Raw genomic sequence first — 15,631 nt, 5'->3', positions numbered from 1 at the left:
CTGGGCGGGCGTATGCCGTGATACGAGGGTGGGTTGGTGGGTGCCTGGCCGGGACCGTCGTGCTGCCGGTCCTTACCGGCGCCGTTGCCTCCGGTCCTTGCCGGTCGGGTTCCTGCCGGTCCTCACCAGCGCCATTCCTGCTGGTGCAGCAGGTGTCCGGCCTTGATGCCGTGGTCCGCGCACCAGGCCATGAACCCGTCGATCTGCTGGACCTGCTGCGGGTCGGCGGGGTGGACCGTGGACATGAAGTGCGCCGGCGCGGGACGGGCGCCGACGGGGTGGACGTATGCCTGGCCAGCGCCCAGCGCCATCATGATCGCGGCGGCCTGTCCGGCGCTCCAGCCCGGTGCCCGGGGCGGGTCGCCCGCGCTCCGGCCCCGGGTCAGCAGCGGGTGGTGGAGCCGGGCCGGCGGGGCGCTGTCGCACCCTACCGCGAGGAACGCGTAGTCGGTGATGCCCAGATGCTGCCGGATACAGCGGTAGGGCAGGGGGTCGAGGCCCGAGGAGTTGGCGCCGATGAACGCCGACCGGCCGGCCAGTTCCACCCAGTACGTCGACTCTCCGCGCAGGTCCGGGAGACCGCGCTCGCCGAGGAACGGGGTGGCCACGACCCTGCCGCCGGGGAAGGCGAACTCGTCGTAGTCGGTGGCCTCGACCACGGGGAAGCCGAGGCGGCTGAGATACAGGCCGGTCGAAGGGGTTTCCCGGGCATGTGAGGAACGGGGCACGACGATCGTGCCGATACGGCCCCGCAGTTGCAGCAGCGTCTCCAGCACGATCGGGTCGCGGTGCCCATGGGTGACGAGCACCAGATCGATGAAGTCCGGCAGGTCGTCCAGGGTGTAGCGGTCGCTCGCCCCGCCGTCCGCACTGATGAAGGGGTCGGTCACCACCGCGCCCCCGGGGGTCTGCAGCACCAGGCAGGAGTGGCCGAAATAGCGGATACGGCCCCCGCCTTCGATATGCCGGTACGGCCTTGGCGGCGCCGATTGGTCCAGCAGCACAGCCAGGTTTTCCGCCTGGGCGTCGTCCAGGCCGAGTGCTTCGCCCAGCCGGCTGAGCATTGCCGGCGCCCGGGTCCGCCGTAAGTGGAGAAACGCGTCGTGCCGTTCTGAATTCCGGCCGGCCGTGACAGGGGTTTGCGGGGGCGCCACGGGGGCGTGACAGGACATGAGGGGAGCGTTCCGTTGCGGGTACTGCACCGTGGGTGCGGGCGCTTGCGCCTGCCGTGCATACGGGATGCGCGCTCCCGGGGAATGCCCGTGGGAACTGTCCGCTTCGGTGGAACGCGCCTGCGATTCAAGTACGGGAAATGGCGGGAATATGAGATTCCGCAGGAATATCGGATGCACCGCATCGGGTACCGATCTCACTGGGTGAGACCGGACAGGGGACCTTTCCGCCAATGGCTCGACTGGCGCCTTCTGCGGGGGAAACCTCAGCTCATCCACCATGTGCGCCCTCAATCTCGCGGAAGAGAACCAGCACCCGACGGTTCTGGGCAATCGGGCGCCGAGCCGGCGCCGCCAGGATTCGAGGTGCTCGTCCTCCGCACTATGGCGTGGGACGGTTCGGGGGATCAAGGCTGGACCGGGTTGTTCAACTGGCGCGTCACGCACTTGAACGCGCCGGGAATCTCTCCGCGTTCTTCGCCCAGCGCATTTTCCCGCGCCGGAAGCAGGTCGGCACTTCCCCCCGTACAGCGGTGAGCCGATACCCGCCGGTATGCAGGCGCTCCTCACCCCCGGCGTCGCCGCCGGCCGGCTTGACGCCCTGCTCGCGGACGGTCCGGGGACCGGCACCGACGGCACGGCGTGAACGCGCCGGCCAACGCCGCCCCTCACCTCGCGGCGCGGTTCCTCCGCCGCTCGGTGATCGAGGCGGAAGACTTCAGTGACCGGACGCGGCGCCGCGTCCGGTCACTGTCTCCTCTGGTGTCCCGTCCGGTCGGCTCAGTCCTCGATCCAACCGTGGCTCTCACTGAACTTCTTGAGTTCATGGCGCAGTTGCAGGATCTGCTCCCCGGTGAGACCGGGTCCCGCCTTCAGCAGCAGCTCGGTGATGTCCCGGGTGAATTCCTCGCCCGTGAGCACATCGCACACGGGATAGTCGCCGTCCGCCGACGTGGCGCCCTCCGCCGCTCTCCCGTCGGGCGACTTCGCCGCCTGAGCCGTCCCGGCCGGTGCGATGCGGGCGTGCGAGGGCGCCGCGGACCTGCCCGGGGCGGGTACGACGGGCACCTCGGCCCCCTCGGCGAGCCTGATGTGTGACGCCCGCTGCCCGCGGTCACCGTCCGCGATCTCGAACTCGACCGCCAGCCCCGAGCGCAGATAGTCCTCGGGAATCAGCAGATCATTCACATGGAGAAAGATGTCCTCGCCACCGCTCTCCGGAGCGATGAACCCGTAACCCCGCATGCTGTCGAACCGCACCACACGCCCAGTCGCCATAAGCACATCCCCAGCCAACCACCCGGGCCCCTTGCCCGCCGCGCACTGATCGTAGTCTCCCCCGGCGCGACGGCGAAGTGCGCCATCCGAAACACCGCTCGGTGTGCGTCGCCTGACGTGCCGTGATGCGCCGCCGGCGCAGACCGGTCGCGCACGGTTCCGCGGCGCCCCGCAGAGCACCGCGGAGTTGGCCGGACCCGCTCAGCGCTGTCGCCAGCCGCGCTCGCGAAGGGCCTCCACGAGCACCTCGGCGAGATCCCGGGTCACGCTCAGATGGACCTGTCCGGTCGGCTGGCCCGCGGAGTGTTCCAGGTGTACGTCCTCGACGTTCACCCCGGCGCGGGAGGCGTCGGTGAAGAGCCTGGCCAGCTCGCCCGGCTGGTCACCTATCACCACCGTGACCGTCTCGTACTGCTCGGGCCGGGTGCCCCGCTTGCCAGAGATCCGGGCACGCCCCGACCGCCCGCGGCGCAGCAGGGTCTCCACCGTGCGCGCGCCGCCGCTGCGTTTGTCCTCGTCGGTGGCCGCCATGGCCCGCAGTCCCGCGACGGCGTCGCCCAGGTCCCCGGACAGTTCTTCCAGCAGGTCGGCCACCACGAGCGCGTTGGCGCCGAGGATGTCCATCCACAGTCTCGGGTCGGCGGCGGCGATCCGGGTGAGGTCGCGCACGCCGGGACCGGCGAGGCTCACGGCGCGTTCCTCGGCCTCCTCCAGGAGGACGGCGACCAGGCTCGCCACTACATGGGGGGCGTGCGAGACCAGGCCGACCGCCCGGTCATGCGCCGTCGCCTCCATCATCACGGGTACCGCCCCGCACATCGTGACGAGTTCGAGCGCGGTGTTCAGGGTCTCGGTGTCGGTGTCCGGGGTCGGTGTGAGCACCCAGTTGCACCCGTCGAAGAGGTCCGGCCGGGCGCCGAGCGGCCCGCTGCGCTCACCGCCGGCCATCGGGTGACCGCCGACATAACTCGTGGTGTCGCAGTCGAGGGCGATGATGTCGCGCTGCGGTCCGGCCTTCACGCTGGCGACATCGGTGTAGTGCCGTGCCACTCCCTCGGCCTGGAGCCCGGCGACGACTTCGGGCACCAGCGTCGGCGGTACGGCGACGAGGGCCAGGTCCACGGTCCCGCGCGGGGTGTCCGCCGTGCCGGCGCCGAGGGACGCGGCGATCCGGACCGAGGCCGGGTCGGCGTCCCGCAGATGCACACGTGTGCCGCGGGCTTTGAGGGCGAGCGCGGCCGAGGTCCCAATCAATCCGGCGCCGACAACTAGAACGTCTTCCATAGTGACCATATCCATTCCCTCGGCCGACCCTCGCCATTGACATCGCAACAACCCCGACTAACATCGGACCAAACGGGCGTCGCACATAGCGGCCATACGTTACGGGGCTACGGGGTATTCGAGAAGTGTTCGGCTGGACAACCATTATTGACAGCTGCCGCATAAACAGTCAAAAAGCGATCCTTTTTGTTTACGCGCAGCCATTCTCTCATCCGACGCGTTCAACTACCCATACCCCACTCTTGCAGTGCGGGTATTTTTTTGCGCTGATACGTATGCGTCGATTCTTCCCGCACATCACTACACCACAGGGGGATGGTGTGAAAAAGCTGGATTCCGGAAAGAAGTTGTTAGATACGAGATCGAATGACGATCTCGTTGACTCGGCGAACGGATCGGCTGCCACCGGAAGCGGAAGGGTGGCCGCGGCAGGGGAATTGACCGATATCCCCATCGCGCTGCTGCAATTCGGCGACTCGCCCCGTCTGGGGGGACAGGACAAGAAATACACCGAACAGCTGGCGGAAAGTGAGACACCGCTTCCGCCGATCCTGGTGAACCGGCGGACCATGCAGGTCGTCGACGGCACGCACCGCGTCCTGGCCGCGATCCTCAGAGGGTGGGAGACCATCCCGGCCCGCCTGGTGGACGTCTCCCGGAATGACGCGTTCCTGCTCGCCGTCGAAACCAATACGCAGCACGGTCTGCCGCTGTCACAGGCGGACCGGCGTGCGGCGGCGGCCCGGCTGGTCATTTCTCATCCCCATATGTCCGACCGGGCGATTGCCCGGGTGTCCGGCCTCGGGGCGAAGAGCGTGGCCGCGATCCGGCGTTCAACTGTCTCCGAGTCACAGTTGAACGCCCGCGTCGGCAGGGATGGACGGGTGCGCCCGGTGGACCGGGCGGCGGGCCGGCAGCGGGCGGCGGAGGTGATCGCCCGAAACCCCGAGGCGTCCCTGCGGGAGGTGGCCCGGCTGGCCGGAATCTCGCCGGCCACGGCGAGCGATGTACGCAAGCGGCTTCTCTCCGGCGAAAACATCGTCGGTGAGCCGCCGCGGCCGGCGGCGGGCGCCGTGCCGCCGCAGCCGGAACACCGGCGCGGCGGGCCGCGGGAGGAGCCGGGCGAGCAGGCGGCGTCCCTGCTGGAGCCGCTGCTGCACGACCCGGCCGTGCGCAACGCGGAACTGGGGCGGCGGCTGCTGAGGCTCCTGCAGTTCAATGTCATCGGCGGACACAAGTGGTTCGAGCTGGCCGAGGCGGTACCGGCGCACTGCGACGCTCTGGTGATAGCCCTGGCGCGGCAGAACGCGGGTACCTGGCTGGAGATCGCCCAGGCGCTGGACGAGCGGGTGGTCCAGTCGCCGAGTCTCGCCAGGGGTCAGGACGGTCCTCCGGCTCCGGCGGGCTGAGCCGGTGTGCTCGGCACGGCCGGCGGCTGCGGACGCACTGCCGGCCGTGGCGAGCGTTGGTGATCGGTGCTGATCGTCGCCCTGCCCGCACAGACGCCGGCCGACGGCTTCGCCCACCGGCTGCTGATCCGCCCGCAGCACCGGGAAGAACCAGCTGGGCGGCGGCCGTCTCGACTACGAGTACGCGTACTTCCTCATCCACGCCACGCCGCCGACCCGGTCACCGAGGCGATCGTGAGGGCCGGGTCCGCTGGAAGATCGAGGAGAACAACGAGCCCGCCGAGCAGATCACCGGGCTCGGCCAGTACCGGGTCCGCCGCTGGACCTCCTGGCACCGGCAGGTGACCTGCGCGATACTCGCCCTGGCCTTCCTGACCGTCCAGCACGCCCGCCACCCCGACCCGGAAAGCGAACCTCCGGCCGAGTACCCCGGGCAGCCCACCGGCCCGGACCCGGCAGACGGGGAAAGCACAGGTGACGGCGGGAAGGAGCGCCTTCCGCTGATCCGGCCGACCGTCCCCGCCCTCGCCATGCTCCTCGCGGCCACCGCCCTCACCGCCCACCACGGCGACGCCTACCACCTCCAGCACCACCACTTGCGAGCCCTGCACCAGACCCGGGCCACCATCAGCCACTACAGCCGGCGCGGCGACCCGCTGGCCACCCGCCTCCGCCCCTGGCGGCAACCCGAGCAGACCGATCACCACATCAAGATCTGAGGATGTGGTATTAGACAGGACCTGAGGCTGTGGTACTAAACAGGACCTGAGGCTGTGGTACTAGACAGGATTTACCTCACGTGTGACATTGAGGCTGCCCCCCGCGAAATGGCCAGCGCCCGCACGCGAGGTGATCTCATGCAACATCAGCACGACGACGCCCCCACCGCTGCCCCTGTCCTGCAAGAATCTCACAACAGCTCGACGCGTAGACACCCTTTAGAATCCGAGAAGGATGTCGTGTCAGAGCCCGAGAAGGATGTCGTGACGGTCGCCATCTCGACCCTTCTCCTAGGAGAGTCCCCGCGTATCGAGGGCCAGGATCGAGAGCACATCATTCGCCTGGCAGAAACCGAAAATACACTCCCCCCCATCGTGGTCAACAAGCGCAATATGCAGGTGATCGACGGAGTGCACCGCGTCTTCGCCGCCATCCTGCGCGGTGAGGAAACGATCAGGGCGATCTTCTTCGGCGGCAGCAAGGAGGACGCTTTCCTGTGTGCCGTTCAAGCCAATATGGCTCATGGCCTTCCGCTTTCTCTGGCGGACCGCCGGGCCGCCGCGGAGCGGATCGTCGTCTCGCACTCGCAGATCTCGGATCGTGCGATCGCCCGCGCCACAGGACTCGGGGCGAAGACGGTCGCCGCGCTGCGGCGCCAGCTGGCCCTGTCCACACCGCATGTGAAGGCCCGGGTCGGTATCGACGGCAAGGCCCGCCCGCTGAACAGCGCCGCAGGCCGGCTGCGTGCCGCCCAGGTGATCGCCGCGCGCCCGCAGGCGTCGCTGCGCGAGGTGGCCCGACTCGCGGGGATCTCGCCCGCGACGGCCAGTGATGTCAAGAGACGTCTCGCGGTCGGCAAACCCCCGGTGGGGACGCTGCCTTCGACCGAGCCGGACACCCACACCCGGCCGGTCTCGGCGGAAACGATACAGCCGAGGCCCCAGCGCCGGACCGTTCCGGAGCCGCTCGATCCCGGCCATACCCTGGAAAAGCTGACGCGTGATCCCTCGCTGCGCCAGAACCAGACAGGGCGCGAGTTGCTGCGGCTCCTTCACCACAACGCGATTGTCATGAAGGAGTGGCCGGAACTGGTGTCCGCGGTGCCGGAACACTGCACCAGGTCGACGGCCGATCTGGCCCGGCAATACGCCGAGAGCTGGGTGAAGTTCGAGGAACGGGTACGCGCCGCCGGTTGAGCGGACCGGCCCCGGTTTCAGGGCCGTCTCGGCCGGGCGGCGGCCGGTTGACCGTGCGATGCCGCGCTTCCTATCTTCCTGGACCTGATGGCGCATTCGCGCTACAGCAACAAGGAAATAATTCTGCGAGAACTGGTGTCGAATGCCTCCGACGCCATCGCCCGGTCGGGCACCGCCGAGTTCCTGCGGGCGCTCAGCGGGGACCAGCGCCGCGACGCCGAGTTGACCGGCCAGTTCGGTGTCGGCTTCTACTCGGCGTTCGTCGTGGCCGAACGGGTCGTACTGACCACCCGGCGGGCCGGGCAGCCGGCCTCCGAGGGCGTGCGCTGGTCGTCGGAGGGCAGGGGCGAGTCCGCGCCGGAGGTCGTCGAGCGCGCCGAGCGCGGCACCACGATCGTGCTCGAACTGCGCGAGAACGAGGACGAGTTGCTCAACGAGCACCGGCTGCGCTCGATCATCCGGCGGTACTCGGACCACATCGGCCGGCCCATCGTCATGGCGCAGGACGATGCCGCGGTCAATGAGGCGTCGGCGCTGTGGACGCACCCCAGGAGCGAACTGGGCGAGCAGGATTATCACGCCTATCACCGGCATCTCACCCAGGACTTCGCCGATCCGCTCGCCTATGTGCACACCAAGGTCGAGGGCCGCTACGAGTACACGCTGCTGCTCTATGTCCCGTCCCGCGCACCGCACAATCTGTGGGCCCAGCAATCGCGCCAGGGCATTCGGCCGCATGTCCGGCCCGTATTCATTCTGGAGGACACCGGCCAACTGCTGCCCAATTACCTGCGTTTTGTGCGCGGTGTCATTGATTCCGTCGATCTGCCACTGAATGTCTCGCGCGAGATCCTTCAGGGCAGCCAAGCCGTCGACCACATCCGGAGCACTGCGGTCAAACGGGTGCTGAAGCCGTTCAAGGAGCTGGCGGAGGACGAGCCGGCGAAGTACACGGAATTCTGGAAGGAGTTCGGCAGTGTGCTGAAGCAGGGGATCTCCGACGACCCCGCGCACCGGGAGGAAATCACCGAGCTGCTGCGCTTCACCTCCACCCGTTCGGGCACCCAGGACGCCGAGGTCTCGCTCGCGGATTACGTGTCCCGGATGAAGGACGGCCAGGACAAGATCTACTACCTGCTCGCCCCGAGCCTCTCCGCCGCCGCGGCCAGTCCGCACCTGGAGGGGTTTCACGCCAAGGACATCGAGGTGCTGCCGCTCGGCGAGGCCGTCGACAACTTCGTCGTCTCCGGCCCGCCGGGCGAGTACCGCGGTCACCGGCTCCAGTCCATCGCCCAGGGCCCGCCGGCCTTCGGCGCGCTGGCCGACGAGACGGAGCAGGAGGCCACCGACCAGGCCGGCTCCGACTACGCCGCGCTGCTCGGCCGGCTCAAGGCACATCTGGCGGGCAGGGCGTTCGACGTCCGGGTCACCAGCCGGCTCACCACCTCCCCCGCGTGCATCCTCGCCGACGGGGCGGAGAGCGTTTTCGCGGTCGTGCGGCGCATTTGCGGGTCGGGCCTGCCGAACCAGCCAATCCTGGAGATCGACCCCCGTCACCCGCTGATCGAGCGGCTCAACCGCCGCCAGGACGACCCGCGGGTGCCCGAGTGGGCGCATGTCCTGTTCGACCACTCCGTTCTCACCGCCGGCGCCCAGATCGAGGAGCCGGCTACGTTCATCACCCGTTTGAATGAACTTCTGCTGTCGCTGACGGCGGACACGACCGGCTGACCGGGGCCCGTCAGCAGCCGTACAGAGGCTGGGGGCGGCCGCCTGACTCCTGCCGTGGGAGGGCCCCCGGCGCAGTTGGGACGAGCGGCACGACGTCATGGGACCCAGCATGGACCGCCGTGGGTTTCCGCCCGGTGACCATCTGCGTTAACCGCCCCCTTATCTCAGGTCTGGGGCAATGTTCGCCATGCGGATTCTGGTGGCTGAGGACGAGGTCTTCCTCGCGGACCTGGTGGCCGAAGGGCTGCGGGAACAAGCGATGGCGGTCGACGTCGTCTATGACGGGGCCGACGCGCTGGAGCGCCTCGCGGTCAATGACTACGACGTCCTGGTGCTCGACCGGGACCTGCCCAAGGTGCACGGCGATGACGTCTGCCGGCGGCTGGCACAGCTGGGAGGGCGGGTGCGCATTCTGATGCTGACCGCCTCCGCCGCCGTGCACGACCGGGTCGCGGGACTCAATCTGGGGGCCGACGACTATCTGGCCAAGCCGTTCGTCTTCGACGAGTTGGTGGCGCGCATCCACGCCCTCGCGCGCCGGGCCGGCCCCCCGCTGCCCCCGGTGCTCGAGTGCGGCGACATCACCCTGGACACGGCACGCAGGCAGGCGTCCCGCGACGGACGGTATCTGTCGCTGTCCCGCAAGGAGTACGCCGTGCTGGAGGTGCTGATGCGGGCCCAGGGCGCGGTCGTCAGCACGGAGGACCTGCTGGAGCGGGCCTGGGACGAGCACACCGACCCGTTCACCACCGTGGTGAAAGTGACGATGAGCAAGCTGCGGGCCAAGCTGGGTGATCCGCCCGTCATCGTGACGGTGCCGGGAAGCGGATACCGGCTCTGAACGCGTGTGAGGGTGTCCCCCGCGCCGACGGGGGGCACCCTCACACGCCGGGCTTCAGTACTTGCCGAAGAACTCCAGGATCGCCTCGTTGACCGGCTCCGGGCGTTCCAGATGGCCGAGGTGACCGCAGCCGGAGATCTCCACGAGGTCGCAGTCCGGGATGATGTCGGCCACCTCGGCGCCGAGGTGCGGCGGGGTGATGACATCGTCGGCGAAGGTGATGACCCGGCACGGCACGGTGATCGCACCGAGCGCCTCGCGCCGGTCCTGGTGGGTGTCGATCCACTCCTGACCGCCGACGACGGAGTCGCCGGCCAGTTCGAAGACATCCAGCCAGGAGGCCACCGACCCGTCGTCGTTGAGCGTCCTCGGCGAGAGCATGCGCAGCACCGAGTTGACGGCCCGGTACTTCGCCGGCAGCTTGATGCCGCTCTCCTGGAGGAGCCGGTCCGCCGTGTCCTGCGCCCGGCGGAGCACGTCCGACCGGCCGCGGGTGGCCATGAGCACCGCCGAGCGGATCAGATGAGGGTCGCTGACCGCCAGTTCCTGCGCGATCAGCGAACCCAGTGAGGTGCCCACGATCCGGCACGGCGCCAGGTCCAGCGCCTCGATCAGGCCCTTGGTGTCGGCCACCAGGTCCGCCAGCGCGTACTTGCCCGGCGGGGCGTCCGAGGGCCGGATGCCGCGGTTGTCGAAGGTCACCGTGGCATAGCCGGCCCGGCGCAGCGCCGGCGTCTGGTGCATGTCCCACACATGGCCGGCCGCGCCCGAACCCATGATGAGCAGCACGCTCTCGCCCTGCCCCGAGCACTGGTAGGCGAGCCTGATTCCATTGGCGCGCAGATAGGGCATCCCCGGTTCCGTCCCTCTTACCAGCGCCACTCACGCTTGTTGAAAAGATGCTCGGCGGTGATGTCGTTCGCTTTGCACCAGGAGAGGAACTCCTCGATCTGCTTGATCTGGTAGGTGTCCGGCGTGTACGTCGTCGCCATGACGTGGCCCTGCCAGCTCTCCTCGCCCATGGCGTAGATGTACGCCTCGTCCGAGCCCAGCTCGGTCATGATCGCGGCGGCCTGCTCGGCATTCGATCCCGACAGCTTGCGGGAGTCGCTCATCTTCTTGGTCACCGGCCGGGTCAGCAGCCCCTTGTAGAGCCAGGTGAGCGGGGCGCCGTCGCACTCCATGCCGAGGAACGCCTTGTCGACGTCGCCCAAGTGCGAGCGGATGTACTGGTACAGCACGGGGTCGATACCGGACGAGTCCGCTCCGATGAACGCCGACAGACCGGCGATCTGTACGACGTAGGTCGACTTGGAGCGGATGTCGAGGTCGGAGTGCTCACCGAGGAACGGGGTGGCGACCACGCGCGCGCCACCGGGCAGCGGCACCTCGTCGAAGTCGTCGACCTCGATCACCTTGAAGCCCATGGACTTGAGATAGAGACCGATCGACGGGTCGCACAGATTGCCGCGGGAGGAGCGCGGAACGACGATCGCGTCGGTGCGCGAGCGCAGTTGCAGCAGGGTCTCCAGCACGATGTGGTCCTGGTGCCCGTGGGTGATCAGCACCACGTCGATGTGGTCGGGCAGGTCGTCGAGCGTGTACCGGTCGCCGTGCCGGTTGTCGGTGCTGATGAAAGGGTCCACCACGACGGCGGCCTCGGGGCTCTGGAGCACCAGGCAGGCGTGTCCGAAGTAGCGGATCCGGCCGCCGCTCTCGATGTGCCGGTCGGGCGCGAGGCTGGGCTGCGGGGCGAGCAGCCGGCCGAGCTGCGCGGCCTGGGCGTCGTCGAGTTCGAGCGCCTCGCGCAGCCGGGCGAGGGTGGTGCCCTCGATCCGCGCCCTCATCAGCACGTCCAGGCCCGGGTGGTCGAACGGGATCGGCAGATCCAGCACGTCGGGCTGGGGCAGCCGCGGGGTGCTCAGGATGAAGGGCCGCTCCACACCGTCGTCCAGGGACAGCTGGACGGACTGACGGCGCCGGTCGAAGGCCGTGCTGCGGTACAGCAGCGGCTCGATGACATGGACGGAAGCCTGGTTGCTGGTGTCGTAGGCCAGCTCCACCACACCGTTCAGCGCCGACGGCAGCTTCGGGTACAGCGGGGTGAGGTCGAACCCGGTGGCGTTCTGCCGCAGCAGATCGTCGGCCTCGGCCACTCCGGCCGCGAACGCGAGCATGTCGGCGCGGTCCCGCTTGATGGTGTCGAGCAGCTCGCTGATCTCCGCAGCCCGCGCCTCTTCGACATTGATGAAGTAGCCGCCGCGCAGCGCGGGGTTGTTGCTCGCCGCGACATGCACCTGCGGCGAGTGCAGATAGGACTCAAGCAACGGCACCTGTACGTTCGCCAGGTTCATGGACGCCTGAGCCGGCGCGACGATATGCATCCACGCATAGAATCTGTCGACCAGTGGTTCGATGATCGCATTGGAGCGGAGAAATACCCGCTCTTGGCTTTCAGGCATCTGGCCCTCCCGTCAGGACTTTCAACTGCCGTTTCGCTGCCGCCCGGTCGCCAGGAACTGGTCGCGCGTACGCTTCTTCGCCGCTCGGCGGACACCAAATCACCACAGTGCCGCTCGGGCGTCAACGGCCGACCGCCGCTGTTCAACCGCGCGATGCCGCAGTTGAACAGCACAATGCGCGGTCGCCTTGATTCGTCCCGCGCCCTATGTCACCGTGAAATAGCCCGTCGCTGCGGTCCCTTGTCGCCGAGAAGTGAGGACAGTGCGGTGCCCAATCCTTTTGAGGATCCAGAGGCAAACTATCTGGTCCTGGTCAATGACGAAGGCCAGCATTCTCTGTGGCCGGTCTTCGTGAATGTGCCGGACGGTTGGAAAACCGTGTTCGGCGAGGCACCGCGGGACGAGTGCCTCCAGTACATCGAGAAGTCATGGACCGACATGCGGCCCAAGAGCCTCATCGAGGCCATGAAGGTCAGCAGTTAGCGGCGCTCCGCCCCACGGCACCGCTCCCAGGCCGACGGCCCCACCGGGTCGTCGGCCTCGCCGCGTTCCCGGTCACCCGGGTGCGTGGCCGACGGGAGTTTCCGCGCGGTGACCGAAAGCGGTAACCGCGTCCTTATCCGCCTTCTGAGCCAATGAACCATGCGGATAATGGCGGCCGAGCCACCGTTGCGTGAGCAGGCCATGGAGCGGTGGCCCGGCGAGCATCGGGCCCGCTCGTCACCGCCGGCTTCCCAGGTGACGCGGCAGGTCCGGCAAGGGCGGCGGCCCTCCCACCATGGTCACCATCGCAGGAAGCGGGTACAGGTCGTGCGGCTGCTACGGATCCTCAGGCGAATCCCCTTGATGCTCAGCGGCTCCGTGCGGGCCCGGATGACACTGCTCTACGGCGGCGGGTTCACGGTGATCAGCCTGGCGGTACTGATCGCCGCGCAGCGGTTCCAGCAGTGGGCCGTCGACGGCAAGGTGGACAACTTCGTCACACCCGGCGAGATGGCCGGCGTCCCCTGCAATCTGCGGCCGGAAGACGCCCCGTGCTCGGAGCTGCCGTACGAGCCGTCCGTGACCGCGCCCGTCGACGGGTCACCCACCAACTCGACGTTCGTCCTCATGCAGAAGGCACAGCTCCAGCAGGAACTGGCCAACACCCAGCTCATGGTGAGCCTGATCGCCATCACGGTCATCGTGACACTCGCCTTCGCGGTGTGCTGGTGGCTCACCGGCCGGCTGCTGCGTCCCCTGCACGACGTCACCGCCACGGCCCGCCGTCTGTCGCTGTCCAACCTGCACGAACGGATCGCGCTCACGGGACCCCAGGACGAGCTGAAGGAACTCGCCGACACCTTCGACGCCATGCTCGACCGGCTGGACCGCTCCGTGGCCAGCCAGCGCCGTTTCGTCGCCAACGCCTCCCACGAACTGCGCACCCCGCTCGCCATCCAGCGCACCGCGATCGAGATCGGCCTGGCCGACCCGTCGCCCGAGCGGGTGTCCAAGATCCGCGGCGAACTGCTGCGCGCCACCGAGCGCTCCGAACGGCTCATCGAGGGCCTGCTCGTGCTCGCCCAGGGCGAGCAGGGGCTCAACGTCCGCGCTCCGGTGGACCTCGCGGTCGCCGTCGACCAGGTCATCTCGGAACAGCTCCGCTTCGCCGAGCGCCGCGGCGTCACCCTCAGCGCCACCACCCAGCCGGTCTCCGTCGCCGGCGACGAGGTGCTGCTCACCCGGCTGATCGCCAACCTGGTGCAGAACGCGATCCGCTACAACGACGCGGGCGGCTACGTCCTCGTCGAGCTGTCGCCCGAAACCGGGCTCCTGGTCTCCAACAGCGGGCCCGAGGTCCCCCCGGAAGAGGTCGGGGAGCTGTTCGAACCGTTCCGGCGGCTCCATTCGCGCCGTACCGGACCCGGCGAGGGCGCGGGCCTTGGGCTGTCCATCGTCGCCGCCATCACGGACGCCCACGGCGGCACCGTGCACGCCACGGCCAATGCGGGAGGCGGTCTGACGGTGCGGGTCGCCCTGCCGACGCTGACACCGGCCTTCTCGTTCTGAGCACCGGGCCCCGGCCCGACCCACGGTCTCCCCTGCACACCACCGCCCCGGACCCGCAGGCCCGGGGCGGCTTCCGTTCACGCCCCGGACCCCGGCGCCGTGCCGCGCGCCTCCATCCAGGCCGCGATGGCCTGCCACGCCTGGCTCAGCATGTCGGGGAGCATCAGATCGGTGTGCTTGCAGGGCATACCCACCGCCGAGATCGTCCCCTGGACGTACGGCTCCCAGCGCTGCCGCCGTTCGTCCAGGTCCGGCGAGTTGTCGCTGTCGCCATCGCCCTCGGCGACGAACAGCAGCAGATCGCCGTCGAAGACCGCGGACTCGTGCCTCCTTCGCAGTGTGGTGTTGTTGCGGAAGATCTTCGTGATGAGGAGCAGTTCCTCGTCGGAGATGCCGTCGATGATCCCGCCGACCTCCTGCCGGATCCGCGCCGCGGCCTCCCGCAGCTGCGTCGCCGGGTCACGCTCCTCCGGTGCCGCGCCCGCGGCCCGCTCGTCGTCCTCGACGCCCTCGGGCCGCCGGGGCGCCACGCCCTCAGGAGGCCGGACGGTATCGGGGCCTCCGGGCTCCCCCGCACCGGGCGGGCGCTGGGGCTCACTGCCCGGAGGCGGCGACGGATAGGAGTCCATCACGACCAGCGCGGCGACGGTCTCGCCGGCCGCCTGGAGCCGAACCGCGATCTCGTGGACCGGGATTCCGCCGAACGAGAAGCCGACGAGATGGTAGGGGCCGTGCGGCTGGATGGCTCGGATCTGCTCGATGTATTCCTCCGCCATCACCCCGATGCTCTCGGGCAGCGCCTCACCGCCGTCCATCCCGGCGGCCTGCAGTCCGTACAGCGGGATGCCGTCGGTGGCGTACCGCGCCAGCGGCCGGTAGCACCAGCTCAGGCCGGAGGCGGGGTGGACGAAGAAGAACGGCGGCCGATCCCCCTCTGTCCTGATCGGCAGGATCCTGTTGAGCGAGTCACCGACGGACGCAAGATTCAGCTGACGGACGATTCCGCTCACGGTCGGCGCGGCGAACACATTCCGCACGGACGTGGAGATGCCCTTCTCCGCCAGCCGCGTGACGAGCGTGACCGCCAGCAGGGAATGCCCGCCGAGCCGGAAGAAGTCGTCGTCGTAGCCGACTTCCTCGACCCCGAGCACCTCGGCGAACGCCTCACCGACGATGTACTCCAGGCTGGTCGCCAGGTTGCGCCTGGTGTCCGCACCGCCGGCGCCGGCGGTGTAGTCGGGTGCCGGAAGCGCCTTGCGGTCGAGTTTGCCGTTGGCGGTCAACGGGAGTTCCGGGAGGGTGACGACGGCGGCCGGGGCCATGTGTTCGGGCAGCCGCGCGGCGACGAAGTCACGCACTCCGGCCGTGTCGGTGTCGGCATCGGCGACGACGTAGGCGACGAGGCGCTTGTCGCCGGGCGAGTCCTCACGGGCGACCACCGCCGCCTGGACCACCTCCGGGTGGGTCAGCAGCACGGACTCGATCT

Annotated in this window: 13 protein-coding genes; 7 read left to right on the top strand and 6 right to left on the bottom strand. The window is 68.9% G+C overall.

Annotation, left to right across the window (positions count from 1 at the left end):
• Positions 1-122: 122 nt before the first annotated feature.
• The 3 genes from ACZ562_RS36685 to ACZ562_RS36675 form a co-directional block, all read right to left on the bottom strand.
• Positions 123-1,064 (bottom strand): MBL fold metallo-hydrolase, encoded by a 942-nt coding sequence (locus ACZ562_RS36685; protein ID WP_471188659.1) that lies wholly within the window; start codon positions 1,062-1,064, stop codon positions 123-125.
• Positions 1,065-1,952: 888 nt separating this feature from the next.
• Complete coding sequence (locus ACZ562_RS36680) at positions 1,953-2,450, bottom strand: cold-shock protein (protein WP_471188657.1); 498 nt, start codon at positions 2,448-2,450, stop codon at positions 1,953-1,955.
• A gap of 201 nt (positions 2,451-2,651) precedes the next feature.
• Positions 2,652-3,743 (bottom strand): prephenate dehydrogenase, encoded by a 1,092-nt coding sequence (locus ACZ562_RS36675; RefSeq protein ID WP_471188654.1) that lies wholly within the window; start codon positions 3,741-3,743, stop codon positions 2,652-2,654.
• Between the two features lie 116 nt (positions 3,744-3,859).
• Between ACZ562_RS36675 and ACZ562_RS36670 the strand changes: the two genes are divergently transcribed.
• The 5 genes from ACZ562_RS36670 to ACZ562_RS36650 all read left to right on the top strand — a co-directional run bounded on the left by ACZ562_RS36670 (position 3,860) and on the right by ACZ562_RS36650 (position 9,631).
• Positions 3,860-5,143: a ParB/RepB/Spo0J family partition protein gene (locus ACZ562_RS36670; RefSeq protein WP_471188652.1), complete on the top strand. Its 1,284-nt coding sequence runs from the start codon at positions 3,860-3,862 to the stop codon at positions 5,141-5,143.
• A gap of 341 nt (positions 5,144-5,484) precedes the next feature.
• Positions 5,485-5,862 (top strand): hypothetical protein, encoded by a 378-nt coding sequence (locus tag ACZ562_RS36665; RefSeq protein ID WP_471188649.1) that lies wholly within the window; start codon positions 5,485-5,487, stop codon positions 5,860-5,862.
• Between the two features lie 240 nt (positions 5,863-6,102).
• Complete coding sequence (locus tag ACZ562_RS36660; protein ID WP_471188647.1) at positions 6,103-7,059, top strand: transcriptional regulator; 957 nt, start codon at positions 6,103-6,105, stop codon at positions 7,057-7,059.
• 87 nt (positions 7,060-7,146) lie between these two features.
• Positions 7,147-8,790 carry a molecular chaperone HtpG gene (gene htpG, locus ACZ562_RS36655; protein WP_471188645.1) on the top strand — a complete coding sequence of 548 codons (1,644 nt, stop codon included), beginning with the start codon at positions 7,147-7,149 and terminating at the stop codon, positions 8,788-8,790.
• Between the two features lie 187 nt (positions 8,791-8,977).
• Positions 8,978-9,631, top strand: a complete 654-nt coding sequence (locus ACZ562_RS36650; protein WP_471188644.1) for a response regulator transcription factor — start codon at positions 8,978-8,980, stop codon at positions 9,629-9,631.
• Between the two features lie 54 nt (positions 9,632-9,685).
• On the opposite strand, the gene ACZ562_RS36645 is transcribed toward ACZ562_RS36650, so the two are convergent.
• Both ACZ562_RS36645 and ACZ562_RS36640 read right to left on the bottom strand, forming a co-directional pair.
• Positions 9,686-10,483, bottom strand: a complete 798-nt coding sequence (locus ACZ562_RS36645; RefSeq protein ID WP_471188643.1) for an alpha/beta fold hydrolase — start codon at positions 10,481-10,483, stop codon at positions 9,686-9,688.
• Positions 10,484-10,500: 17 nt separating this feature from the next.
• Positions 10,501-12,015, bottom strand: coding sequence for an MBL fold metallo-hydrolase (locus ACZ562_RS36640; protein WP_471188640.1), 1,515 nt, complete (start codon positions 12,013-12,015; stop codon positions 10,501-10,503).
• Positions 12,016-12,360: 345 nt separating this feature from the next.
• Between ACZ562_RS36640 and ACZ562_RS36635 the strand changes: the two genes are divergently transcribed.
• Together ACZ562_RS36635 and ACZ562_RS36630 are read left to right on the top strand one after the other, a co-directional pair.
• Positions 12,361-12,576, top strand: a complete 216-nt coding sequence (locus tag ACZ562_RS36635; RefSeq protein ID WP_471188708.1) for an MbtH family protein — start codon at positions 12,361-12,363, stop codon at positions 12,574-12,576.
• Positions 12,577-12,939: 363 nt separating this feature from the next.
• Positions 12,940-14,145, top strand: a complete 1,206-nt coding sequence (locus ACZ562_RS36630; protein ID WP_471188637.1) for a sensor histidine kinase — start codon at positions 12,940-12,942, stop codon at positions 14,143-14,145.
• Positions 14,146-14,222: 77 nt separating this feature from the next.
• Here the strand turns inward: ACZ562_RS36630 and ACZ562_RS36625 are convergent.
• The coding region (locus tag ACZ562_RS36625) for an alpha/beta fold hydrolase (protein WP_471188635.1) at positions 14,223-15,631 on the bottom strand (1,409 nt) is incomplete at its 5' end.

The organism is Streptomyces sp. NPDC040410 (assembly GCF_055595715.1).
This window is presented reverse-complemented; position numbering and strand designations above follow the sequence as displayed.

What these genes read in the sequence shown, in the direction of transcription:
- ACZ562_RS36640 (WP_471188640.1), bottom strand. Translation starts at nt 12,015, where the DNA reads ATGCATATCGTCGCGCCGGCTCAGGCGTCCATGAACCTGGCGAACGTA.
- ACZ562_RS36630 (WP_471188637.1), top strand. Translation starts at nt 12,940, where the DNA reads ATGCTCAGCGGCTCCGTGCGGGCCCGGATGACACTGCTCTACGGCGGC.
- ACZ562_RS36685 (WP_471188659.1), bottom strand. Translation starts at nt 1,064, where the DNA reads ATGCTCAGCCGGCTGGGCGAAGCACTCGGCCTGGACGACGCCCAGGCG.
- ACZ562_RS36675 (WP_471188654.1), bottom strand. Translation starts at nt 3,743, where the DNA reads ATGGTCACTATGGAAGACGTTCTAGTTGTCGGCGCCGGATTGATTGGG.
- ACZ562_RS36645 (WP_471188643.1), bottom strand. Translation starts at nt 10,483, where the DNA reads ATGCCCTATCTGCGCGCCAATGGAATCAGGCTCGCCTACCAGTGCTCG.
- ACZ562_RS36680 (WP_471188657.1), bottom strand. Translation starts at nt 2,450, where the DNA reads ATGGCGACTGGGCGTGTGGTGCGGTTCGACAGCATGCGGGGTTACGGG.
- htpG (WP_471188645.1), top strand. Translation starts at nt 7,147, where the DNA reads ATGGCGCATTCGCGCTACAGCAACAAGGAAATAATTCTGCGAGAACTG.
- ACZ562_RS36650 (WP_471188644.1), top strand. Translation starts at nt 8,978, where the DNA reads ATGCGGATTCTGGTGGCTGAGGACGAGGTCTTCCTCGCGGACCTGGTG.